At 57.6% G+C, this 22,253-nt stretch carries 23 protein-coding genes; 5 read left to right on the forward strand and 18 right to left on the reverse strand.

The window, feature by feature from the left end:
- Positions 1-4: 4 nt before the first annotated feature.
- From R4823_RS23080 to R4823_RS23150, 15 genes are all read right to left on the reverse strand, one after another.
- On the reverse strand, positions 5-508 hold the full coding sequence (locus tag R4823_RS23080) for a hypothetical protein (RefSeq protein ID WP_338616182.1): 504 nt from the start codon (positions 506-508) through the stop codon (positions 5-7).
- The gene (locus R4823_RS23085; RefSeq protein WP_338616183.1) at positions 505-1,221 is read right to left on the reverse strand and encodes a hypothetical protein; all 717 of its coding nucleotides are present in this window, start codon (positions 1,219-1,221) and stop codon (positions 505-507) included. Before R4823_RS23085 ends, R4823_RS23080 begins: the two co-directional genes overlap by 4 nt.
- Complete coding sequence (locus R4823_RS23090; RefSeq protein WP_338616185.1) at positions 1,199-2,863, reverse strand: GspE/PulE family protein; 1,665 nt, start codon at positions 2,861-2,863, stop codon at positions 1,199-1,201. The genes R4823_RS23085 and R4823_RS23090 overlap by 23 nt, the downstream gene beginning before the upstream one ends.
- Complete coding sequence (locus R4823_RS23095; RefSeq protein WP_338616187.1) at positions 2,860-4,044, reverse strand: type II secretion system F family protein; 1,185 nt, start codon at positions 4,042-4,044, stop codon at positions 2,860-2,862. The genes R4823_RS23090 and R4823_RS23095 overlap by 4 nt, the downstream gene beginning before the upstream one ends.
- 7 nt (positions 4,045-4,051) lie before the next feature.
- Positions 4,052-4,483 (reverse strand): type II secretion system major pseudopilin GspG, encoded by a 432-nt coding sequence (gene gspG / locus R4823_RS23100; protein ID WP_338616189.1) that lies wholly within the window; start codon positions 4,481-4,483, stop codon positions 4,052-4,054.
- Positions 4,480-4,947 carry a type II secretion system protein gene (locus R4823_RS23105; RefSeq protein WP_338616191.1) on the reverse strand — a complete coding sequence of 156 codons (468 nt, stop codon included), beginning with the start codon at positions 4,945-4,947 and terminating at the stop codon, positions 4,480-4,482. Before R4823_RS23105 ends, gspG begins: the two co-directional genes overlap by 4 nt.
- Positions 4,934-5,305 carry a prepilin-type N-terminal cleavage/methylation domain-containing protein gene (locus tag R4823_RS23110; protein WP_338616193.1) on the reverse strand — a complete coding sequence of 124 codons (372 nt, stop codon included), beginning with the start codon at positions 5,303-5,305 and terminating at the stop codon, positions 4,934-4,936. The genes R4823_RS23105 and R4823_RS23110 overlap by 14 nt, the downstream gene beginning before the upstream one ends.
- A gap of 28 nt (positions 5,306-5,333) precedes the next feature.
- Positions 5,334-5,813 carry a prepilin-type N-terminal cleavage/methylation domain-containing protein gene (locus R4823_RS23115; RefSeq protein WP_338616194.1) on the reverse strand — a complete coding sequence of 160 codons (480 nt, stop codon included), beginning with the start codon at positions 5,811-5,813 and terminating at the stop codon, positions 5,334-5,336.
- On the reverse strand, positions 5,810-6,304 hold the full coding sequence (locus R4823_RS23120) for a hypothetical protein (RefSeq protein WP_338616195.1): 495 nt from the start codon (positions 6,302-6,304) through the stop codon (positions 5,810-5,812). The genes R4823_RS23115 and R4823_RS23120 overlap by 4 nt, the downstream gene beginning before the upstream one ends.
- 2 nt (positions 6,305-6,306) lie before the next feature.
- Complete coding sequence (locus tag R4823_RS23125) at positions 6,307-6,900, reverse strand: hypothetical protein (protein WP_338616196.1); 594 nt, start codon at positions 6,898-6,900, stop codon at positions 6,307-6,309.
- Between the two features lie 16 nt (positions 6,901-6,916).
- A complete protein-coding gene (locus tag R4823_RS23130; RefSeq protein WP_338616197.1) occupies positions 6,917-9,124 on the reverse strand; it encodes a secretin N-terminal domain-containing protein in 2,208 nt (735 codons plus the stop codon).
- Between the two features lie 788 nt (positions 9,125-9,912).
- Positions 9,913-11,373 carry a hypothetical protein gene (locus tag R4823_RS23135; protein ID WP_338616199.1) on the reverse strand — a complete coding sequence of 487 codons (1,461 nt, stop codon included), beginning with the start codon at positions 11,371-11,373 and terminating at the stop codon, positions 9,913-9,915.
- Between the two features lie 23 nt (positions 11,374-11,396).
- The gene (locus R4823_RS23140; RefSeq protein ID WP_338616200.1) at positions 11,397-12,149 is read right to left on the reverse strand and encodes an SDR family NAD(P)-dependent oxidoreductase; all 753 of its coding nucleotides are present in this window, start codon (positions 12,147-12,149) and stop codon (positions 11,397-11,399) included.
- Positions 12,150-13,451 (reverse strand): FAD-binding oxidoreductase, encoded by a 1,302-nt coding sequence (locus R4823_RS23145; protein ID WP_338616202.1) that lies wholly within the window; start codon positions 13,449-13,451, stop codon positions 12,150-12,152. It abuts the gene before it with no gap.
- Positions 13,448-13,861 (reverse strand): GtrA family protein, encoded by a 414-nt coding sequence (locus R4823_RS23150; protein WP_338616204.1) that lies wholly within the window; start codon positions 13,859-13,861, stop codon positions 13,448-13,450. The genes R4823_RS23145 and R4823_RS23150 overlap by 4 nt, the downstream gene beginning before the upstream one ends.
- Before the next feature lie 28 nt (positions 13,862-13,889).
- Here R4823_RS23150 and R4823_RS23155 point away from each other — a divergent pair, with 28 nt between their 5' ends.
- The 5 genes from R4823_RS23155 to R4823_RS23175 all read left to right on the forward strand — a co-directional run bounded on the left by R4823_RS23155 (position 13,890) and on the right by R4823_RS23175 (position 19,132).
- A complete protein-coding gene (locus R4823_RS23155; RefSeq protein ID WP_338616205.1) occupies positions 13,890-14,774 on the forward strand; it encodes a decaprenyl-phosphate phosphoribosyltransferase in 885 nt (294 codons plus the stop codon).
- Positions 14,775-14,776: 2 nt separating this feature from the next.
- Complete coding sequence (locus tag R4823_RS23160) at positions 14,777-15,193, forward strand: divergent PAP2 family protein (RefSeq protein ID WP_338616206.1); 417 nt, start codon at positions 14,777-14,779, stop codon at positions 15,191-15,193.
- A 213-nt stretch (positions 15,194-15,406) separates the two neighbouring features.
- Entirely contained in the window at positions 15,407-16,630 is a 1,224-nt protein-coding gene (locus R4823_RS23165) for a hypothetical protein (protein WP_338616208.1), read from the forward strand.
- A 232-nt stretch (positions 16,631-16,862) separates the two neighbouring features.
- On the forward strand, positions 16,863-18,059 hold the full coding sequence (locus tag R4823_RS23170; RefSeq protein WP_338616209.1) for an oligosaccharide flippase family protein: 1,197 nt from the start codon (positions 16,863-16,865) through the stop codon (positions 18,057-18,059).
- Positions 18,056-19,132, forward strand: a complete 1,077-nt coding sequence (locus tag R4823_RS23175; protein ID WP_338616210.1) for a glycosyltransferase family 4 protein — start codon at positions 18,056-18,058, stop codon at positions 19,130-19,132. Before R4823_RS23170 ends, R4823_RS23175 begins: the two co-directional genes overlap by 4 nt.
- Positions 19,133-19,164: 32 nt before the next feature.
- On the opposite strand, the gene wecB is transcribed toward R4823_RS23175, so the two are convergent.
- From wecB to R4823_RS23190, 3 genes are read right to left on the reverse strand one after another with little or no spacing between them, the layout of a single operon-like run.
- Positions 19,165-20,289: a UDP-N-acetylglucosamine 2-epimerase (non-hydrolyzing) gene (wecB, locus tag R4823_RS23180; protein ID WP_338616211.1), complete on the reverse strand. Its 1,125-nt coding sequence runs from the start codon at positions 20,287-20,289 to the stop codon at positions 19,165-19,167.
- Complete coding sequence (locus tag R4823_RS23185) at positions 20,286-21,419, reverse strand: glycosyltransferase (protein WP_338616212.1); 1,134 nt, start codon at positions 21,417-21,419, stop codon at positions 20,286-20,288. Before R4823_RS23185 ends, wecB begins: the two co-directional genes overlap by 4 nt.
- Entirely contained in the window at positions 21,416-22,225 is an 810-nt protein-coding gene (locus tag R4823_RS23190) for a glycosyltransferase family 2 protein (protein WP_338616214.1), read from the reverse strand. Before R4823_RS23190 ends, R4823_RS23185 begins: the two co-directional genes overlap by 4 nt.
- Positions 22,226-22,253 lie beyond the last annotated feature (28 nt).

The following is a 22,253-nucleotide window of genomic DNA, read 5'->3' on the forward strand; positions in this document are numbered from 1 at the left end:
GTTTTCATTTATTGGCTTTTCCATTAACTCCAATGCGATATCCCTGCTCGTTGCGGCTTAAAGAGGCGATCGTCCAACCGTATTCCTCCCCGCTAGCGTCCTTCAGCCGACGGATCACCTCCTGAAATCTTGCCGTGGTGGTGGCTTGAAGCTCCAAACGAGTAGTCGCCTTCGATTGGTTATGCTCAAAGGCCTTCATCAGCACACCGTCTCCTTGAGAGGCCTCGAGTTCCCTCAGCACTTGCGCCCAGGGGTAGCGGATCTCAGCCGCGATCCCCTGTGCCAAGGCATTCGCTTCGATCATGGACTTGTCTGGCAAGGGTCGCCGCAAGGCAGAACGGCGCGCGTCCCCTTGTTCACGCAACTTCTGCTGTAGCCCTCTCAATTCGTCTTGCATCGTGAACAAGGTGTCGGCCCCAGCCCAGACAGACATAGCCCCCAACGCTAAAACGAGCCAAGACAGACGTTGATTCAGTGGTTCGGACAGAAAGTTCATCGACAGGCTCATGTCACGCTCCCCAGAACAAGGCAATCCAGAAAATTTCCTTGGAGCCGGTCAACTGCCAAGCTGCCTTTTGCCTTTTGCGTGTGCATGATCGCCACTTGTGTCGGCGCCGCGCTTTGTAGCGCGACCCGCTGGACGAAACTACGAGCGTCTTCTTGTCCCACGATCAGTGTCGAGATTCGCGGCGCCCCCGAGCGAACATCCATGAGCGTTATAACGTCGTCTTCCAAAACTCCAAGCGCCCCATTTTCCTTCAGAACGACGTTCTGGCGAGTGAAGACCTGTCCAAACCAAGGGCTAACAGCGCGGAGCTTTACCTTGGATGACAGGTTATCCCGCAAGGTGTCGATAAGGGAGATCGGAGCTGCCGCGGCAACAACGCCGAATCTTTGCGGCGCAACGATGACCCGCCATTTGGTGGCGTCCAGTCCGAGGCGATCTGCAAATAGTTTGCGAGCAATCGCAACCAAGGGATCGTCCGTATACACCCCTGGCGGCAAGGGGAACGTCATCCATCGGCAGTGCGCCCCTCCAAGCCAGATGGTGAGCCGGGCAGACCGCCCGATCAAAAACTCTGCCAGGTTGTCCAATCTACCAGCGTCGCATTCCGTAAGCGCTACCCATTTTTTGGACCACGGCCAATTCGCAGCCTTGCGCAGCAATGCCGTTTTGCCTCCCAGATAAAGCGAGTACTCAGTCGACCGCAGATACGACACGCTCCACCTCCTCCCACGTTGTCACTCCCTGAGCGACCAGGCGAACGGCCCGGTTCCGAAGCGGTTCCACGCCCAACGTTTGAATATGCTCTCTAAGCAAACGCACTGGGTCGCGGCGGATAACCATTTCCCTGAATACGTCGTCCACGGGCAATACCTCAGCCACGGCTCTCCGCCCTTTGAAACCAGTTTGTCTGCAATGGATACACCCCACCGGCCGCCGCAAAGCCAACGGTTCAGCCGATCCAAGGAATGCGGCGATCTTAGCGCCTACCAATGGAGACGGCTCCGACTGGGCGCAATGGAGACACAGTGTTCGGACGAGGCGCTGTGCCATGACTCCGACTAGGGCAGACATGAAGTTGTAGGGGTCCACGCCCATATGAAGAAATCGCCCCACCACGTCGTAGACATTGTTGGCATGAACGGATGTCAAGACCAAGTGTCCAGTCAACGCCGCTTGAACTGCGATTTCTGCCGTTTCGGAGTCGCGGATTTCTCCCACTAGGATGCGGTCCGGATCGTGCCGCAGGATTGATCTCAACCCCTTCGCGAAGGTCAATCCCTTTTTCTCATTGACGGGAATCTGTAGTGCTCCAGCCAGTTCATATTCCACCGGGTCTTCGATGGTGATAATTTTTTCTTCACCGGTATGAATCTCGGTCAGTACCGAATACAAGGTGGTGGTCTTCCCGCTACCTGTCGGCCCTGTGACCAGCAACATGCCATGCGGCTGCCGGGCGAGCCGGCGAATCGTAGCCTTGGTGTCGTCGGGCAGGCCCAAGCTGGACAGCGATAGCGTGCCAGCTTCGTCGCGCAGCTGCGCCTTATCCAGCAGGCGGATGACCGCATCTTCTCCGTAGATGCTTGGCATGATGGAAACTCGCAGGTCGATGTCCCGCCCGTTCATAGCTACGCGGAACCGTCCATCCTGCGGGATCCGCGTTTCACCAACGTCGAGTTGGGCAAGCACCTTGATGCGATTCAACACTTCTTCGACGGGGCGGTCACTGGCATAGCGCGAAGCTTCCACCAACACTCCGTCCAGGCGAAGTTTTACCTGCAGGCCATCGCGCCGGTTTTCGAAATGGATGTCGCTTGCGCCCGATTTCCAGGCGTCCAGAACCACCGCATCGACAAATCTGACAACAGGGCTTGAGGCGGCCTCAATGCTTTCTCGCGAGATTGCCCGAGTCGAAGACGACACCGCTGTGGGCTTCCCCTCTGCCATGAAATCATCAGCCGTGCCCTGCTGGCTTTCAAGATACGCATGGATCGTAGGCCGATCGGTCCATGCCAGTCGCGGCATGGTTCCGAGTCGATTGACCAGCCACTGCGTGAGATCGATGTCCCAGGGGTCATCCAAAGCAATGCCAAGTGCTCCATCGGGTAAGGCGAACGGTACGATCTCCCTTTTTCGGCACTCAGCCAGCGGCAAGGTGTTCATCCGCGCACTTTCCACGCTGAGCAAGTTCTCGGCCGGCAGTAGAGAAAACCGGGCTAGCAGCCATTGACGTAGCTCTGAAAAAGGAAGATTTGCCTCCTCGGCCAATGCTGCGCCCAGTCCCTGGGGGCCGCGCCTGAGACGGGCACCATCCAGCCAAGTGGGAAACAGGTTGTCCCTGTCCGAGATCACGGTCATTGCAGAATCCCCGCCAAATCAAAGATTGGCATGTAGATAAGAACCACGATCGAGCCAATCAGGCTTGCCACCGCCATAAGAAGTATCGGTTCGACCAACCTGGAGGCACGTTCAAGTGCGGTCTCGAGCTCGCGGCTGTACGTAGCCGCCAGGGCATCGAAGCCGACGGCCAGGTCTCCCGTGCGTTCACTCGCCAGCAAAATGCGCTTGGCAAACGCGTCCGCCAACCCCGCCGTTGCCCAAGCGTTACTCACGGGACGGCCTTCGTTCACCGCGAGGCTGGCTTGTTCGACGCCACTCCTGATCCTGTCGGAAAAGGCAAGCGATTGGGCAAGGCGCAAAGCGCCTGGTAGGTCATATCCTCCCTTGAGCAACATGCCAAGCGACGCACTGATACGGGCAAGCTGAAACTTCTCGGCGAAGCGCCGCAGCGGGCCGATCTTTACGAGCGACTGTCCGACCCTGGCGCGAGATCGCGGGTCCCAGAGTAGACGAGCGATGGCAAATCCGGTGGCGGCGCAGCCTACGGCTATCTCCAGGCCATACCGGTCTATCGTCGCGCCCACAGTCAGAAGCACTCGGGTTGCCGTGGAAACTTGTGCAGCGGTGCCATCATAGACACCGGCAAATCGCGGAACGACATAGGCAAGCAGGAAAACCGCCACCAGAAAGCCGAAGCCCACGACCAGCATCGGATACACCGCGGCATTGAGAACCTTGCGACGCAGATCACTCAACGCCCCGGCATACTTCGCGTACTCTTCGAGCGCGTCGGCGATCCTACCCGTTCGTTCATTGGCCCGCACTGCGGCAATCAGCACTGCGGGCACTTCGTAGCTTGCCGATGCGAGCGCATCGGAAAGCGGCAGACCCTCCATCAACTTGCCAAGCAACTCGCGATAGACCGCCGCCGCCGTACCCTCTCCGCGCAAAGACAACGTTTCCAGCGCTTCCGCAAGACTGAGTCCAGCCCGAAGCAAGCCGGCCAGCTCAATGGATAGAAGCCGGATATCGGGTTTCTTGCGACGTTGCCAACTGAGCCGCGCGGCGGATCTAGCCTGAAGAACAACGAGCCCTTGATCCGCCATGGCAGCCCTGGCCGTGTCGAGATCCGCCGCCTCGAGCTCGCGATAGCCGGCGGTGCCTTGAGCCGGGTCATATACCCGCATGCGAAATAGCATGGCGGGGCTAGTTGCTTAGATCCGCATTGTCGCCTTCTCCACCGGCAGTGCCGTCCTTGCCCAGCGAGATGACGTCATAGTCCCGGCCATCGGTGCCAGGGTGGCGATATTGATAAGCGCGCCCCCAAGGGTCGGTGGGAGCGTCCTTCCGGAGATAGGGTCCATTCCAGCGCTCCATACCCTCCGGCTTGCGGAACAGCACACCCAGCCCTTGTTCGGTTGAAGGAAAGTCCCCTGTGTCCAATCGGTACTGATCGAGGGCTTTTACGAAAGCATCGATCTGCGCTTTTGCGACCCCAGCCTCCGATCGCCCCAGTTGCGAGAAATACCGGGGTCCGACATAGGCCGCCAGCAAACCCAGGATGGCGACCACGACCAGTAGTTCCAGCAGCGTGAAACCGCGCGTCTGTCGAGTGACGTGTGTTGAGCATCTTGTCATCGTTTTGCCTCGCTAGGTATGAATACGAATTTCCAGTCTGAATAGTGCTCCCCCCCGGTGGTCGAGCGTTCGAGCTCGATTGGGCGGCGTCGGAGAGGAGCAGCATCGGAGCGCGAATAGATGCCGGCCATGCCACCACCGATTTCCTCCATGCCCCAGTCGTATGTTCGGGTAACGGGGTCGAACGGAATTCGTCTCAGATGTCTTTTCATGGTGACAAAACGGCGGTCTTCCAGCAGGTCATCCCAGGTTCGAGGTAGAGTCGGAAGCGTCCCCGGTGAGGAATAGTAGTAAGACGCGATGGCTCGTTCGACCTCGAGACCAGTCCTGATCAGTTCGGCCTCCGCGTCACGGCGGGTAAGCTGTGAACTCAGGGGGCCGATCTTGGCCAACCCGACTCCAAAAATCGCCAAGGCGAACAGCAGCGCGAGATAGCTGAACCCCTCCTGTCTACCAGCTCGCATACGCGCTCCCGTCTCGGGCTTGCCCGGTTGCTCCGCTGCGAACATCGAAGACTTTGCCCATTTCAGGGTCTTTGGGGGGAATGGCCACCCAGGTATCAGACCGATCCGTGACGGGATCCATGGGACGACGTAGCAAATAGTGTTGCTGGATCAGCGAGTCCAGCGAATCGGGATATCTTCCCGTATCCGCGTAGAAGTGGTCGATGGCCCGGCGCATTTCCTGAAGATTTGCCCGTAGAACGGCTTCCTTTGCATGATCGGTATGCTGGAAATAGCGCGGGACCACGATGGATGCCAGGAGCGCAAGAACCGCCATGACGACCATCAACTCGATCAGTGTGAAGCCTAAAGGGCGCATGGGAGCATGTCGAATTCTGGCTCCCACGTCACCACTCCCTGTACGGAATGCCGTTTAGACCAACCCCAGGGGAAAGGGAATAGACGTCGTAGACGTCCTCGCCTGGTTCCGGATCCGTATGCGGAGATGCGTAGCTACGAAGCCCCCATGTTTCCTCGGCGCCTAGCTTGGGGTCCCCAAAAGGGTCGCGCGGGAGACGACGCAGAAAATACAGCACTCCCCCATCGGTTGATGCGGCGTTTGGCGTTCCTTCCACCAGGGCCATGAGTGTGGGGGGATAACCCGACGCGCCCCCCGTCTGGGCCAGTTTCGCCTTATCTCCTCCGGCAAGCTTATAGGCATCAATGGCTTGACGTATTTCCACCAGCGCCTGCTTGAGTTCCCGCTCTTTTACGCGTTTCACGGTCAATTCCGCCAAGGGCATGGCCAGCAGCGCCAGGGTCGACAACACAACTAACACGACGACCAGTTCGATAACGGTAAACCCCGTTTGGCTCCGGTTGATCAAGGTGCGCCTCCATCAGGAGCCAGCAGTTCGGTACGCACTGACAAAGGTTGGTAGACAATGACCACACCGCGCATCTCCACGGATTCAATACGATAGGTGCCGTCCAGGATATCGCCCGCCGATACGGCGATCAGGTCGTTATCTCGCATCAGATACGTGACGGCAACGCCATCGAATCCCGTTACTCTTCCGAAGTAGCGGAAGGGCATCGGAGGGGCGGTGGGAGGAGGAGGCGGGGGCGTCGAGGTTTCAGCGACCGGTGCGACAGGGGCGGGTAGGGAAAATGGGTCGGTGGCCGCATCCTCCAGAGGCGGTCGGTCCATCTCCAGGGAAACGCTTTTTGCAGACCGCCGAGCGGATGTCCCGCTGGCGGACGTCGTGGCCCGGTCCGCGACACTGACCAGTTCCTGTGGACTATCGCTAGCTTTAATGAAGTAGCCAGCCAACGTGGCGACAGCGAGGAAGGTCAATACGACGCGCGTGTTCAACATCTTCAATCCCTCGTCATTGATCGTTCGGCTCGGCTCCAGTGCGTGAAGTGCAAGCGCGCGTCTACGACTCCTTCTTGGGGAAGCGTCTGGTTGAGCGATAGTGCGTTCAATGCCAACGTGGGATGCTGTTCGAGAACCTTGGACAAGCCAGCCTTGATGGCTGGGTAACGTCCTTGCAGTGTTCCTACTATCTGCGTCTTGGTGAGGTCCTGTCGGATTTTCTGGGACACCGCGGTGAAACTGGCCTCATTGACTTGGACACCGGCAGTCGCGAATGCATCGACGAGATCTGCCGGCAACGCTTCGAGATCGGATGGCCCTTCCAACCTAGGGCGAATCTGCGCAAGCAGTGCCACAGGAGCGGATTCCGGCACCGCAATCTCGGGAAGTGCGGAAAGGTCCTTGGCGGCGAGATCAAGAGCAAGACGGGCCCTGGGGATGTCGACGGCAGCCAGCCATCCCGCGGCAACCAGCAGCAAGCAGCCAGCAATGCCTGGCACGCCCAGGCGTTGTCCCACCCGTCGCGCGAGAAAGGCGTGCCAACGCAGCCGTTCTTGCCAACGTCCACTGCGAAGCCAAATCGCAACGCTCGTCATTCGGCTACCCATGCGTCTACTTCGCCTGCACACCGATTACCAAGGGCGATGGCAGCGGTACAGCTTCAGGGGTAGCGTCGATGACCATCGGCGTCGCGCTGACTATGCTGATCTGTCCTTTTCCTCGATTGCCCAGAGCCCTGAATCTAAGTGTGGCCAACGTTCCTTCCGCCACTACGCCTTCTGCCTTGTTGCGCAAGATGCCGATCATGACGCGTCCCGTATCTTCCTGCAGCGATTTGGACAGGCTCAGAGCAACCTCGCCGGTCTTCAACAACTCGCCTTCTTCCACATCTTCGAAAACGAATCTCGACCGATCGAATCCCACCGTAAACGGCATGCCGCGCAGGGCTTGCTTGGTGGCTACATTCACCGAGACAGTGAATGATTCCCCCGGAATAACAGTGGAAGGCCCTTTCAACACCAGGGAAACAGGCGCGTTCGACACCGCATCATCACGAGCCCCCTGCGGCCCGCCTGATGGCGATGAGACGCCGCCCCTCTCTGCCGGCTCATTCGCCGAACGGGGGAGGTTTTCCACATCAGCCAGAAGCAATGCTCGGCTGCGGGCGTTCGTTTCGGTTCCAGACCAGAACTCGGCGAAGTTGATTTCTGGCCGTCTCGCGCTTCTCACGATACGAGGCATGATGGACAGGACGATTTCGGTGTTGCTGCCGTCGTCCTTCTGGGATGAAAATAGGCGCCCCATGACGGGAACGTCTCCCAACCCTGGCAGCCTCGTGGATTGCGTCCTTTCTTCGCGTTTGATCAAGCCGGCCAGTAGTTGCGTTTCACCATCGCGCAGCTTCAACACTGTCGAAGCGTTCCGTGTTCCGATTTCGTAGGTCACGGATCCGCCGGGCGTGGGGACCTGGCGAGTCAAGGAGCTAACTTCCAGGTCCACCTTGATCCCGACGTGCTCGTCTGGCTGTATGGTTGGAACGACCTCGAGTTTCAAGCCAACATCAATGAATTGGACGTTTTCGGATACAAAACCGGTCGATGTCGCGGTGGTCGTGATGATGGGCAGTTTGTCCCCGATGAGTATGCGAGCCTTTTCCTTGTTCTTTGTCCGGATGCGGGGATTGGCCAGGGTATTCACATCGCCAACTTCACGACGTAGGTTGAGCGTCAATGAAGGGGTCGAGACGCCGATCCTGCTGCTGTTCAAGTTGCCCAGATCGTTGAGCGTAAGCTGGGTGCCACCAGACGACCTCAGTGGGGTCAACGTCAGGCTGTTCGGGAATTTCACGCCTAGCTCATTCAGTTTAGTCGAGCTGACCTCCAACACCTCCACCTCGAGGACAACCTCCGCATCCGGCACATCCTGCAGCGAAACGAGGCGCTCGGCTAATCGCACGATATCTGCGTTCTCCCGGATGACAACCATGTTGGTCCGCTCGTCTACATACGGGTCCCTGACCTTCAGCATGAGCTTCAGCATGTCGGCAATCTGCCGGGCGCTCGCGTTTGCCGGATAGAACGCCCGAACGATCAGATCCTGATAGTTGCGCTGCTTTTCCTGTGTATTGGGATACATAAGAATCGTCGTGGCATCCAGGACTTTCTTGGAGAGATTGGTAGTGCTGGCAATCAGGTCTAGCGCATCCTCCAGGCTTGTTTCATGCAGAAAGACCGTCGTTCGAAGGTCGGCAGGGATGTCCTTGTCCAGCACGAAATTGACACCCGTCGTGCGCGATATGGCTTCGAACACCGGGCGTACGCCCGCATCCCGAAACTCCAGAGAAACCGGTTTTCCAGCTGCCAGGCGTTGAGCATTACGTGCTTCACGCGTGCGGCGCTCGACCGCCAGCTTCCGCTGAAGCTCCAGCAACCCGTAATGGGACGGCGCTTCCCGGAGCGCCTCTTCCACAAGAGCTTGTGCGGGATCGAACGCGCCCGAGTCCACCAATCCATTGGCTTTGGTCAAAGCGACATTCGCGCGTGCCTCTTTTCTGACTTGCTCCTGCACCTCTTTGGCGCGCGAGTTAGTCGGATCGATACGCAGCAATCGCGATACCTGCTCATCCGCCGCCTCAGGCCTTCCCGAGGACAGGTCCGTTTGGGCGGCGGCTAGCAAGCGCGAAACAATGATTTCTTTTGCGTTGGTTCTGACGACGCGCAGTGTCGAGTCGGATGGGTGTTCCGCCAAGCCTTGATCCAGCCCGGCCAGAGCGTCTTCGTAGTGTCCTTGCCGAAGCAGGGTTTGCGTCTGCTCCTGCAAGCGCTGCGTGGCGCATCCTGCCAAGAGGCTTAGGCAGACACACCAGGCGAGCCGGCCAGAAAGAGGAAAAAAGGGGCTTTTATGGTTATGACTAGCTGGCAACAAGCCCCATGCTGGCCAGAAGCGGGCGGAGGCTAACAGGGGCCTGAGACGCATGCGGAACGCCATAAGTAAGCAACGTAAGCACTTATATCATACCCCGCATAGAATTAGCGCCTGTTTCCAATGGATGAGCTGGCATCTGACAGTAGAGACAGAATAAAAATTGAAATAAAGGTATCTTTTTGCGTCGTGATAAGAGATAGTTATATAGTCAATTGTCACGAAGGTCATAGCCGATCAATCGTGTAAATATTACCGGCGTCTTGCATTTGGATGGAAAAATAACAAGAGAAAGTATATGGCGCTTGGGGACGCTGTACTTGTTTCAACTCGTCGCCAGCTTCACTACTGTGCGGACTCAAGTATCGATACGGCGGAGCCTGGCGTCAGCCCTTCCAGGGCAGCACCGCATTCCCATCAAGATCTCGCCCGGTTTTCCCGGCATGCTGAGGGTTGAATGAGATCTCCCTGCCGCTGCCCGCGAACGATTGCACAGGATGGCGTCCGAGGCAGCGTCAATTTTGATGCAGCTGGTCAATTCTGCTTGAATGGGCCCATGCCGCCGCAGCTCGAACGCCACTTGTAGAACGCCGCCGAGTCAATGCCCAACTCTTGGCACGGCTCCGGCATTGCCAACCAGGCTTCTAGCGTTTGATCGCCTCAACGAGAAAATTCTACTGTTGTCTTCACCGATTTTGCGGGGGAATTACCTCCGGCCCCTCCGATTTCAGAACCGCTTTCGATGAAAACGAACGATGGATGATTGACGCCAGCGCCGCAAAGGTAAAAGGCAGCGACAGAGCAAGAGCGTAATTTCCCACGATCAAGTGCTTAGCCATCTCATAGAAGCCATCGCCCAAAGATACGAGGTACTGAGTAAAACCAAAAACGGCAAGAAAAACGCCTACGATCAAAACCGATCTTTCTTTTTCATTGACGAATCCATTTCTTCTGATCAGTAAAATCCCAGAAAAACACAACACCAACAGCACAAAAAAATTCAATCCGTGCTTGAAAATTTTTGGCCAGAAATTAAAAACGGGAAGATCAGAGAAATTCGGGCTATTCTTTATTTTTTTCCCAAGATGCACCAAATCCAGGACACGGCCCTCGTTAAAGGATTCGAACAGCATCTTCACCCCGACACTCGGGTGGCTTCCAATCAACGCAGCGACATCTACGTAGCTGACTCTCAAGGTTTTCATGCATTCTTTTCCTCCCGGATCGAATGCAGAAACTCCTATGCACTCACGCGCGACGGGGTTCCCTCGAACGGACCGAATGGATGCAGCATCATCTTCCGACAAGGTCTTGAGTGCCCCGAAATAAAGCGCATGGTACGAATTGATTTCTCCGTATCGTCCAAAATATACCGGCGACAGCGCAACGATCTGAAAAAAAACGGCGACCAGGGTAAGCTTGACGACTTCCTTTCTTGACGACAGGAACGAAAGCAGAAAAAGCAGTGAAAGCGCCGGCAAATAAAAATACGCAGTCTTGGCTGCACCCACCAAAGTAGCGCACGACAGCAGCCAAAAACCGGTTCTGGCGCTCTTGTTTTCGTGAAACCTGAGAAGCAAGAAACCGAAGACGGGCAGAAAAATTATTGCGATCTGCTCTTCATAAAAGGAGTTCAGAAAAGCGGTCCATGCGGAATCGACAAAAACGACGCCAAAGAGAGCGACAAAAATCCAGGCCGGCAAACTCGAAAACCGCCGCCGGAAATGATATGCGGCGGAGATGAACACTACGCACAGGATCAATCTTGACAAGACGGACCCCAGGATCACGGAATAATCCGCATTCTGGCCGCCGACCAACTTCGACAGACCAGCCTGGAGTAACAAGTAGGGCTTATAGGTGGAAATCGAAGATAATTTTCTTATCTCCGGCCAATTCGATAAAAAAACCCAATTATCAACCCAGCCACTGAAAAAACGCTCTCCCCACTCCCCGGTCCCACCCGCTGGCCACATCGACGAAAAACCAGCTGGCTTTTCAAAGATGAATCCAACGCTCCTTGAAAAATCGCCGTTATCCGCATAACCGGTCAGGAGATGCAGGAAACTCAGCGCAACGAAACATCCAAGGACCCCATAATAAGAGAACGGTTCTATTTTTTTATAAACATTCTGCATGGCTTGCATCCATCACCCACCGAACTCGAACTTCAAATATCCAGCCTGTTGAAAATTGCACGAGGCAAATGCTGAATCACGCCCATGATGAGCCACCACTTCCTTGGGGTATAGACGACCGGCCTCCCGCTCCCTACGCCCGCGACAATCTGCCTGGCCACGCTTTCTACAGAGGCCAGCTTCGCCCCTTGGTCTTTGAGGTGCGCGGTCATAGGAGTATCGGTCGGCCCGGGCTTGATAAGGACGATCTTCACCCCGGAGCCGGCGAAGCGATGCTGCAAACCTTGAGCGTAGCGTGCAACCAACCCTTTGGCTGCCCCATAGACATAGTTGGATTTTCGCCCCCGATCACCCGCGACGGAGCCGATCAAGGCGATGGTGCCGTGCCTGGCTTTTTCCATCTCGCTTGCAAAAGCTTCGGCGTAGAGAACCGGCGATACTCCGTTGATCTCCAGCGCATCACGACATGCAAGAAGGTTGTCCTGGCAACCGGACTGCTCAGGCAGGACTCCGTGGGCGATGAGCACGATATCGACACGGCCTGCTCCAACGATGCTGCCCACTGTGGCGTTGATGGCGTCAGGGTCCAGAAATCCCGCTTGAACGGTCCGAATGTCGGATTGCGGACTGCGCACCTTGAGATCTGCCGCAACCCGGGCAATGCGCGACGCATCGCGGCCAACCAGAACCAGGTCGATCGGCTGCATCTCCAGCCACAACCTGGCACAGTGCTCGGCGATAGCCGATGTAGCACCGATGATGACGATTTTTTTCCTGTTGTTCATTCAACTTCCCATCAAACGACGTGCGAAGCCGGAACTGATACCCGGATCCCGGTATTTCACGAACTCGGTCAAGCGCGGGTACCCTGCCTCGAAGAGCGCTCTGGGCATGCGCGCATCCTTAGCCGGATAAAGACGGCCCTTCGCCTCGCGCACGATGGCATCCAGACGCTCGAAAAGCCTGTGCGTGCGGCCCCCACGATTCGGAAAATCCAGCGCCAGCGTCACGCCGGGCCGTGGAAAGCTCAGCATCCCCACTGCCTGGCGATCGCCGAAGGTCTTCAGGACGGCGAGGAACGAACCGTCCCCGGCACGGGAGACTTCTTTCAGCATGGCTTGAACCGCGTCTTGGCCAACTTCGCGCGGTACTACGCTCTGGTACTGGAAGAACCCCTTCGGCCCGTACATCCGATTCCACTCGAGCAGATTGTCCAGCGGATAGAAAAATGGCTCGTAGTGTGTCATGGCCCGCCCCGCCCTCCACTTCTTGAGATGGTAGTAAGCCATGTTGAAGGGACGCAGCGACAGTTGATTAACCAGGGAGAAGGGGGGGGCCAGGGGCATGGTCAATTTACGCCGTTCCGGTACGGGGCGATGGCTCGCATCGGCGGGGTTGCCCCGCATGAATAAACCGCGCCCTCCCCCACCCGCAATGCAATCGACCCAGGAAACCGTATGTTCCCACCCCATCTCTGAATCGTCCGCAAGCCGAAAAAACTCATCCAGATTAGCGTAAGGAATGGTCTCGGCATCCAGCCACGGGCCAGGTACACGTCGCAGCTGGATCTCCGCGTGGGTGATCACGCCAGTTAGCCCCAACCCGCCCACCGTAGCGGCAAACCACAGGCTGTTCTGATCGGGGCCGCACTGGATGACGTCGCCATTGGTACGTACCAGGGTAAGGCTCCGGACGTGATCGCCGAAGGATCCCAACACATGATGGTTCTTGCCATGCACGTCATTGGCAATGGCTCCCCCTACCGTGACCAGTTGAGTCCCCGGCGTCACCGGCAGCATCCAACCGCGCGGAATCGCCAGCCGCTGGATATCTCGTAACAGGACACCCGCTTCGCACACCAGGCGCCCGGTGTCGTCGTCGAAGGCGATGAAATGGTCGAGCCCCGTCGTGACCCAAAGGATGCCTTCCGGATTCAGACATACGTCACCGTAGCTGCGCCCCATGCCATGGGCGATGCCCGGGCGGGGGGCGTTGCAGATGAGACTCCCGACCCCGGACGGGTCGCTCAGACCGACGATATGATGAGGATCTGCACTCAAACGTCCCCAGGAGACAACCGGTTTCATACGGCGTCCGCGCGGAAAACGTAACGCTTATCGAGGTGGTACTTGGTCAGATAGCCAATGGCCAGGCCAATGGCACCGCCGAGATAGCGCATTTCCTTGGTCTCGAAAACATAGTGAAAACCAAATTCGACCGTCCAGAAAACCACGGTCGTGACCAATCCCATGACGGTATAAAGAGCAAAGGTCCGGGTGTCATGGGCAACACTGCGTGCGCGAAAGCTGAAGATATAACGCTTGTCGAGGAAATATTTGACTACGAGCCCGACGCCGGTCCCGACGATAACCGAGGCCAAAATGTCATAAGCGCCGCGGTAGGCCTGGGTGACAAGATCCTGGGCGCCAATGTTTGCTGCGGTTGCGATTAGTGCGAAAATGGCATACTTAATCGCCAGCTTAGTCGAGCCAAACATTTAATGATATCACCAGGGTCCACAAGCCATGCATAGTACCGTAAAGACCCGCTCGGCCCTAGCGCAGATGCTAGGGTTAATCAAGCTGATGCGGCCCAAGCAGTGGGTTAAAAATGGTTTCGTTCTAGCGCCGTTGATGTTCTCCGAGGCATTCCTGGATGCCAGAGCGATCAGCCATGCACTGCTGGCAGCGTTGTTGTTCTGCGTTGCCGCGTCGGCGACCTACATCGTCAACGACCTGCACGACATCAAGCAGGACCGCCGTCACCCGAAAAAATCCATGACCCGTCCGTTGGCGGCCGGGATCGTCTCGGAGTCCGCCGCGCTGATCTTGCTCATGCTGTTTTACGCCACGCTGGCCTGGAGCTGGTTCGTCGTCCCGAAGGTGGTGATTGTCATTGTTGCCTATCTGGTCTTGAACCTGGCCTACACCTTCGTACTCAAGCACCAGCCCGTCGTCGACATCTTCACCATCGCTATCGGCTTTGTCTTGCGTGTCTACGCCGGCGCCGTAGCGCTGGACATACCCGTATCTTCCTGGATGTTCATCACGACCCTGTGCCTCGCACTGTACCTGGCCGCCGTCAAGCGGCGCCAGGAACTCAGCCAAAGCGGTACCGAGGGCCGGAAGGTACTAGAGAAATACTCCGTCTCGCTGGTGGATCGCTACGCTGAGATGTCGGCAACCGGGGCTCTACTGTTCTATAGCATGTTCGTGATGTCTGCCAAGCCTGAGTTGGTCATCACGATCCCCTTGGTGCTGTTCGGCCTATTCCGCTACTGGTTCGTGGTCGAGGCACTTGATGGCGGAGAATCGCCTACGGATGCACTGCTGGCCGACTGGCAACTGCTGCTTACCGTAGCGTTGTGGGTCGCGGCCTGCGGCTGGGCGCTGTGGCCTACGCAGGGATGACGATGGATCTCTCCTACGCACTGACCCCGTTTCTAGCCTGGCTAGTTGCCGGAATCTCGAAATTCATCATCAACAGCATCAAGGCAAGGCAACTCGCCTTCGGCCTCGTCGGCTACGGTGGCCTGCCCAGCAACCATAGCGCCATCGTCAGCAGCATGGCCGCGCTGATCGCCCTCAAGGAGGGGGTCGGACACCCCGCTTTCGGCGTAGCAATCACGCTGGCCTTTATCGTCACGCTCGACGCCAACAGCCTGCGCCGGCAAGTGGGCAAGCATGCGACGGCAATCAACAAACTGACCGTGGGGTGTTCCGATCATCAACCGCTTCGTGAACGCATGGGGCATACTCGGCTGGAAATTGCCGCTGGTATCGGCGTTGGCATTGCCGTGGCCTTCGCAGCAAACGCGATTTTGACTTGATGGAGTTATTTCCGACCATCAAAGACAGGCGCACGACAGCTCGCATGTCGTCGCCATCGGTTACAGGCAGACATGACGCCAAAGAGTAAAAATCCCAAGAAACACCTCGACCGACGAAAACCCGCCCGCAACCTTGACGAAATGCGGTCAAGCGCCTGAAAGCCCTTGTTTTCCGGCGCAGCCGGCCAACATGATTTTCACATCAAATTTTCAATGGCTTTCCCTTTGAAGAATTCGAAACCGTTGCACGATGGATTGATTTTCCTCTCCATCTTGTTGCCCACCTTGTATTTCGATACCGCATTGGGTTTTTCATCGATCGCCGCCTACGGCTGGGCCCTGTCCGCATGCGGGCTCGTCGCACTGCATGTGTCCTCTGGACAGCGGTTCGAGATCGACCGGCGCCTGATATTATTGGCGGCCATCATCGCCGCCTATTTCGTCGCCCGATATATTCTCGTTCCTCCCGTTTCCAGCCGATCTCTGAAAAATACGCTGATGATCGGCTTCGGCTGCGTGCTGACTCCCACGCTCGTTCATGTCTACAACCAGTACTCCGACGCAACCACGAGAGCCATCAAGTTGTGCCTTGCGCTCCACCTGACGGTCATGGTCGCGCAGCTCATCGCATGGTACGGCTGGGGTTATGATCTGGACATAGGCAATGCCTTGGGAGGAGAGGGACACCGATCGCTCCAGGGAGATTTGTACCGGCCGACCGGGGTTTTTGACGAACCAGCCCTTTACGCCATGGTCATGGCCGGGCTCTGCATTGCACTTTATGTCCGCCAGAGAAAAATGACCACGCTCTGGTGGGCGGGCATGATATCCCTTGTGCTTACATCGTCGCTGCTCGCTCTGGTCGTTTTTTTCCTGATTCTCTTATTCATCAACATTCGTGTCGGCCTGATCGCGATAGTCGTTTACTTCGGCGGACAATATTTTCTTTCACAAATAATCCCGAGCGACGCCTACAGTCCGCTGGGACATGCCGTGGCCCGTTCGGCCGAGGTTGGAAACAACAATGATCCGAGCACGCAGGTAAAATTCCAGGTAATCGAAGAATTTTTGAAAACCCCGTCGCTGTGGGCGACCGGCTATGGACTGGAAGGCTATATCAGCGGCGACCCGATGTACTACCAGGCGCTGAACGACCTGACCTTTCCCATCACCACTCTTACCACCTACGGCCTGGGTGTCGGCATCGTCATCCTGCTTGTTTTTTCTGCCTACTTGTTCACGAGTTACCGGCCATCAACATTATTACTGATAGGGGTATTCCTGCTGAAGGGCGCGTACTTCCATCTTCCCTTCCTGTGGCTGTTCTTCGCCATCAGTCCCGATGCAATCGCCGCCGGCTCTGCATGGAACCGTTGGCTTGCATGGCGTCGGTCGAAACGACACGACACGGACTGCAGAGCAGTTCGCCAGGCATGATCCGCGCACGCATCTTCTGAAAACTGTGGCCCCCAAGGGCTCCAGGGCAAGGAGCACGGGTATGCGGGCTCGCGCGAGCATCATGAAGGCATCTATCCGAAGAAAGCTCTGAATCTGCTTGAATGCCGCGACTATCGATATAGGCCCGCCCTCCATGCGTTTCGACCGCTGCGCAAATCTGCTGCGAAATCCCAGCATACATAGTCTGGCATGGCTATCCATGGAGAAGGCCGTGCAACTGGCCTTTTCCTTCATATCCATAGGAATCATTGCCCGGGCATTGGGTCCCCAGCATTACGGCGAATTTCAGTACGTACTTGCCGTGCTGTTCATTTTTTCCGCAGTTACGCTGGGCTGCGGAGCGGAAGTCATCGCTCCGGATCTGGTGAAACTGTCCTACGTAAAATCCCGGCAAGGCATCCTGGGTTCTGCACTATTGATCCGGTTGGCCCTTGGCGGCGTTGCCATGCTTCTCATGGCAACGAGCGGATTGTTTTGGTTCAGCGGCACGGTCGGACAAGGGGTGGCCATCATGGCGCTGAGTCTGCTCATCGCGGAACCCTTTAATATCCTGCGGATCATCAGAGAATCCGCGTCCAATACCAGAGTGATCGCGCGCATCCGCTTCCAGACAAGTGTCCTGAAGCTGGTAGCTATCGCCGGGGTCGCCGCGCTGGGCGGCGGTGTCCTCTCGATGCTGGCAATCTACCTGGCTGAAACCATCGTCATCGCCGCTGCCTACGTCTACCTCATCGCGGATGACGGGCGGCCCTGGGACTGGCGTCCAACACGGCGACACACGGCGAGATTGCTTCGGGCAAGCGTCCCCGTATGGTTAGGGCTTGCCTTGATGATAGGCATGCAGCGCATGGACCGGCTGGTTCTAGGCATTTCACTGCCGCCAGCGATTTTTGGCGAATACGCCGCGGCCATGAGTCTGATGGATAGTGTCATGTTTTTCGGGCCTGTCGTCATGACAGCCCTGGCCCCAAGACTCTTGTATCGACATGAAAGCCTGTCAATAGTGACCAGAAACGCCGGACGGCTCTTGATAATATTGACGTGCCTGGGACTCGCAGCCGTCATTGGTTTTTATCTCTTCTCCGGTTTACTCACCACCGCGATTTTTGGGGAAAGATTCGTGCAAGTGCAGGAAATCTTGCGCGCAGCCTCGTGGATCACGGTCGTCGGTTTCTTCGATACCGGGGTCACGGCCTTGTTGGTACGCCTGAGGTACTTCAGGTTGATTGCCGCAAAGTGGCTGGGCGGATTCCTGGTGTGCTTCCTGGTGCTGTGGCTGGGTGATCGGGGCGAATGGCTGACTGGCATTGCCGGGCTGATCGCTGGATATACGACCGCCGCATCAATCGGCATGGGCACCGTATTTTTCAAGCTTCGTAAAACGCGTATGGGAGTGCGTGCACTTTGAGAATCGTCTCAGTCTACGATGAGTTCAGGATAAAAGGCGGAGTCGAGCGCGTCATGTGCTTGACGAGCAGCCACTGGGCGGAACAAGGCCACGAAGTGACGCTACTGATCAGGCAGGAACCCGTCATTCCTCCGTACGATCTCGATGCGAGGGTGGCGGTTCACTGCCTGGGCGGGAAAGAAAGGAGCAGCCGCTGGCAACGCCTGCTCGAGTACTGGAAGGCTCTACGCCGCCTGAAACAGAGTGCGGCGCTGGCCTCGGCCGATGTCGTGGTCGCGAATGGCCCCTGGTCGGCCCTGCTCCTGCTCATGCTCGGCCGAAGGTTCAAACTGGTGATATGCGACCACAACAACCCGCGCGGGTTTGGACGGCACACTCGCTGGTTATGCCGGTTGCTGTACCCCAGGGCCGACGCCCTGATCGCACTGACCTCCACGCAACGACGCTACTATGAAGCGCACGGATACAACCGGCTTGTCGTGCGAATACCGAATCCGGTCAACCTTGTGCCGACCGGCAAACGAACAAGACAGCCAATTGTTATAGCGGTAGGACGTTGCAGCTATCAAAAGGGATTCGACCTCTTGTTGATGGCATGGCATCTCATAAGGAGCGATATTGCCGACTGGCGCCTGCTGATCATCGGCGAAGGAGAGCTGCGCACACAGCTGGAGCATCAGGCCAAAGAGCTGGATCTAGGAAGCTCAGTCGAGTTTCTTCCCTTTTCGAACGATCTGGTTTCGTTCTACGAGACCGCGTCACTGCTGGCGGTGAGTTCTCGATTCGAGGGATTCCACTTGGTTATGCTGGAGGCTCAAACCTGCGGACTGCCCATCGTCTCGTTCGATTGCGACTTCGGTCCGCGGGACATCATCACGGATCAGGTCGACGGCCTGCTGTGCGCCCCGGAAGATGTTGGTGCGCTGGCCAGGGGAATAAAAACGCTGATCGACGCCCCCACAGTCAGGCAAGCCATGAGCCTCGCAGCGCTGAAGACAGCCCAGGCTTACAGGATGGAGAAAGTAGGCGTGCTGTGGGATGCGCTATTCAAGCAATTGGAAACAGGCAGGTGACACGCCAGACACGTGACACAGCAGCTCCGTCTTCAGGACGGCAACTGCTGTAGCAGGCAGCTCACGATCCGTTCGGCGGCGCGGCCATCTCCGTAGGGATTGTGCCTTTCCGCCATGGCGCGATATTTTTCCGTGGAATCCAGCAGGGCCCAGGCCTCGTCCAGAATCCTGTCCGAATCGGTCCCCACGAGCTTGACCGTTCCCGCCTCCACGGCTTCGGGCCGCTCGGTCGTATCCCGCATGACCAGGACTGGCTTGCCCAACGACGGCGCCTCTTCCTGGACGCCTCCCGAATCGGTCAGGATGAGGTACGAGCGCTGCATCAGCCACACGAAGGACATGTAGTCGCACGGCTCGATCAGGTGCACGTTCCTGATTTTCCCCAGCACCCGCTGAACCGGCTCTCGCACCTGCGGGTTCAAATGGACGGGATAGACGATGTCGAGATCTTCCCGCTGCGCCAGTTGTTTCAACGCCGCGCAGATCTGTTCGAAACCGGCTCCGAAATTCTCGCGCCGATGTCCGGTCACCAGGATCATGCGGGCATCCTGGCGAATGAAGGAGAAACGCGCACGCATCTCCAGTTCCAGCGTTTCGCTCTTCAAACGCGCAGCCGTTTCGAGCAAGGCGTCCACGACAGTATTACCGACGACGTGAATGTTGCTTGCGGCGACCCCTTCGCCCTGCAGGTTCCGCTGCGCCGTCGTCGTCGGAGCGAAATGGAAGCGGGTCAACACCGAAGTCAGTTGGCGGTTGGCCTCTTCCGGCCACGGCGACAGCAGATTGTGCGTGCGCAAGCCGGCTTCGACGTGGCCCACGGGAATCTTGTGATAGAAGGCCGCCAACGCGCCAGCGAAGGTCGTGCTGGTGTCTCCATGGACGAGCACGAGGTTCGGCCTGGATGCCGACAAGACCTCATCCATCCGTGTCAGAATGCGGGAAGTGATGTCCGACAGGGACTGGTTCTTCTTCATGACGCTCAGGTCGTAGGCGGGCTTCATCCGGAACCAGTCAAGAACCTGATCCAGCATTTCCCGGTGCTGTCCCGTAACGCACACTTCCGCCTGCACGCCCTTGGCGGCCATCAGCGCCTTGTATACCGGCGCCATCTTGATGGCTTCGGGGCGAGTGCCAAATACGAGTAGGACTTTCATCATTTCACCCGATCATTCCTGCGCGCCGCAATCCGGCCGCGCACGTACTCGGCATAAAACCCGGCATAGTTCTCCTCGTAATAGTTCTCGTACTCCGTATCCCATTTCATCCGGGCATTTCGGCCACGCCTTTCGATCTCTGCCGGGCCGACATCAGCCAGCCACTGCAGAATAGGGGCTTCACCTTCGTCCAATGCCCAGCCCGTTTCATATTGACCGACCTTGTCCCCGGGTGGCGTCCCCTTCGTCGTCAGCAACGGTCGCCCCAGCAGCAGATGCTCGTAATACTTGTTGGGAGCGGCAAAGCGGTGATTGGGCACGGTCAGGTAATAGAAACCCGCCACGACGTCCATCGACGACATCAAGGAGAGGCCCGCCGCCACGTCCATCGCGCCATGAAACGTCACGTTCTCATGCTGTCGGGCCGCCTCTCGCGCCAACGGCGCCACCGGACCATAACCGGCCAGATGCAACTCCACCTTGCCCGCCGAGCGTGTGCAGGCGGCGATCAGATCTTCCAGTCCCCTGTTGCGTTCCTCCAGGACACCGAAATAGCCGATACGTATCGGCACCTGCGGCTGAACCGCCTGGTAGGACAAGTCGTGCCCGGACACTGGCACGTTTTCAAGCACCCGGATGCGGGAAGACGGGCGCAAGCCATGCTGTTCGTAGCGTGATGCATCGGCCAGCAGGACGAGATCGGCCTTGCTCGCCACCCAGGATTCCAGCGTGTCGATCACGGCCGCGACCGGGCCCGCCATGCCGCGGGTCTCCGTATATTTGTCGTAGAGGTCGAACACGAAAGGCACCCGGCGCAAGCGACTGAACACGTAGGCGGGAAGACAGGAGTCGAAATCCACACCGTGGACGAGATCGATATCGCGCCGGTTGTGCCACAGCCACCGCAATACGAAACCATTCCACAGCACGAGATTCAGCACGTTCCGCCAGCCGCCTCCCAGCGGAGCCGGGCGCCGGTAAAAGGCGTCGTTGGCTTCGTCCACATTCGGGATGCTCTCGCCCCGCAGCCAGCCCAGGGCGACAGTCCGCATGCCGGCTTCCGCCAAGGCCTGCCGGTATTTCCGCATCCTTCCATCGAGCTGGGGAACATGTGAGCGGATGAAAACTATCATGCTGAATTCGACGACGGCCGCTCAGCCGAACGGCCGGAAAAGAAATGCTTTCCCACGCCTCTGCAGGCGTAGTGAACGAACAGATACGCGGAGCGAATGGCCGAAAACTTCAGCACCTCGCGATAGACGCGCCACTGCCATTGTGCCGCACGCAGCTTGGAACCCGATAGCGATGCGCTGGATTTGGTGTAGGTGGCAAGCACCTGACGAACGCACAACGCCGGCCCGTATTTTTTCGTCAAAGCCAGCCAGGTCAGGTAGTCTTCATTGACTTCCTCGGGCATCAGAAAAGTGCCTGTCCGTGTGCGATCGACCACGACCGTGGAACAGCCCAGCACATTGCCTTTCAGCAGGTCGCCATAGCCGGCGGTTCCGTCGATCCGGACCAGGCCGCAGTCTGCGCCATGCTGGTCCACGACACGGTAACTCGTCGCGGCCAGGGCAAGGCCGGAATCGGACAGGGCTGCCAGCTGCACCCGAAGTTTTTCAGGGTCCCACCTGTCGTCCGCGTCGATAAAGGCTACGAACTCCCCCCTGCAACGGCGCAACGCGGTATTGCGGGCGGGAGCGACGCCTTTTCCCGAGTCCGTGCTCAGCACACGGACCCTGGCATCCTTCTTCCCGAATGCCTCGGCAAGGCGACGAGTCGCGTCGATGGAATGGTCGTCCACGACATAGAGCTCGAGTTCGCCGTACTCCTGGGCAAGCACCGACTCGATGGCCGCAGCAAGGGTCGCAGCCGAGTTGTACGCAGGCATGACGACCGAGACAAGGCCGGAAATGAAAGGCTCATTCACATCAGACATGTTTCAGGCGATGCCTCCGGCAAGATGA

The organism is Pigmentiphaga sp. CHJ604 (assembly GCF_036972535.1).
In the GTDB taxonomy this organism is placed as follows: Bacteria; Pseudomonadota; Gammaproteobacteria; order Burkholderiales; family Burkholderiaceae_B; genus Pigmentiphaga; species Pigmentiphaga daeguensis.

Coding starts and splice junctions, on each gene's coding strand:
- R4823_RS23080 (WP_338616182.1), bottom strand. CDS start 508: ATGAGCCTGTCGATGAACTTTCTGTCCGAACCACTGAATCAACGTCTG.
- R4823_RS23090 (WP_338616185.1), bottom strand. CDS start 2,863: ATGACCGTGATCTCGGACAGGGACAACCTGTTTCCCACTTGGCTGGAT.
- R4823_RS23095 (WP_338616187.1), bottom strand. CDS start 4,044: ATGCTATTTCGCATGCGGGTATATGACCCGGCTCAAGGCACCGCCGGC.
- gspG (WP_338616189.1), bottom strand. CDS start 4,483: ATGACAAGATGCTCAACACACGTCACTCGACAGACGCGCGGTTTCACG.
- R4823_RS23105 (WP_338616191.1), bottom strand. CDS start 4,947: ATGCGAGCTGGTAGACAGGAGGGGTTCAGCTATCTCGCGCTGCTGTTC.
- R4823_RS23110 (WP_338616193.1), bottom strand. CDS start 5,305: ATGCGCCCTTTAGGCTTCACACTGATCGAGTTGATGGTCGTCATGGCG.
- R4823_RS23120 (WP_338616195.1), bottom strand. CDS start 6,304: ATGTTGAACACGCGCGTCGTATTGACCTTCCTCGCTGTCGCCACGTTG.
- R4823_RS23125 (WP_338616196.1), bottom strand. CDS start 6,900: ATGACGAGCGTTGCGATTTGGCTTCGCAGTGGACGTTGGCAAGAACGG.
- R4823_RS23135 (WP_338616199.1), bottom strand. CDS start 11,373: ATGCAAGCCATGCAGAATGTTTATAAAAAAATAGAACCGTTCTCTTAT.
- R4823_RS23140 (WP_338616200.1), bottom strand. CDS start 12,149: ATGAACAACAGGAAAAAAATCGTCATCATCGGTGCTACATCGGCTATC.
- R4823_RS23145 (WP_338616202.1), bottom strand. CDS start 13,451: ATGAAACCGGTTGTCTCCTGGGGACGTTTGAGTGCAGATCCTCATCAT.
- R4823_RS23150 (WP_338616204.1), bottom strand. CDS start 13,861: ATGTTTGGCTCGACTAAGCTGGCGATTAAGTATGCCATTTTCGCACTA.
- R4823_RS23155 (WP_338616205.1), top strand. CDS start 13,890: ATGCATAGTACCGTAAAGACCCGCTCGGCCCTAGCGCAGATGCTAGGG.
- R4823_RS23160 (WP_338616206.1), top strand. CDS start 14,777: ATGGATCTCTCCTACGCACTGACCCCGTTTCTAGCCTGGCTAGTTGCC.
- R4823_RS23165 (WP_338616208.1), top strand. CDS start 15,407: ATGGCTTTCCCTTTGAAGAATTCGAAACCGTTGCACGATGGATTGATT.
- wecB (WP_338616211.1), bottom strand. CDS start 20,289: ATGATGAAAGTCCTACTCGTATTTGGCACTCGCCCCGAAGCCATCAAG.
- R4823_RS23185 (WP_338616212.1), bottom strand. CDS start 21,419: ATGATAGTTTTCATCCGCTCACATGTTCCCCAGCTCGATGGAAGGATG.
- R4823_RS23190 (WP_338616214.1), bottom strand. CDS start 22,225: ATGTCTGATGTGAATGAGCCTTTCATTTCCGGCCTTGTCTCGGTCGTC.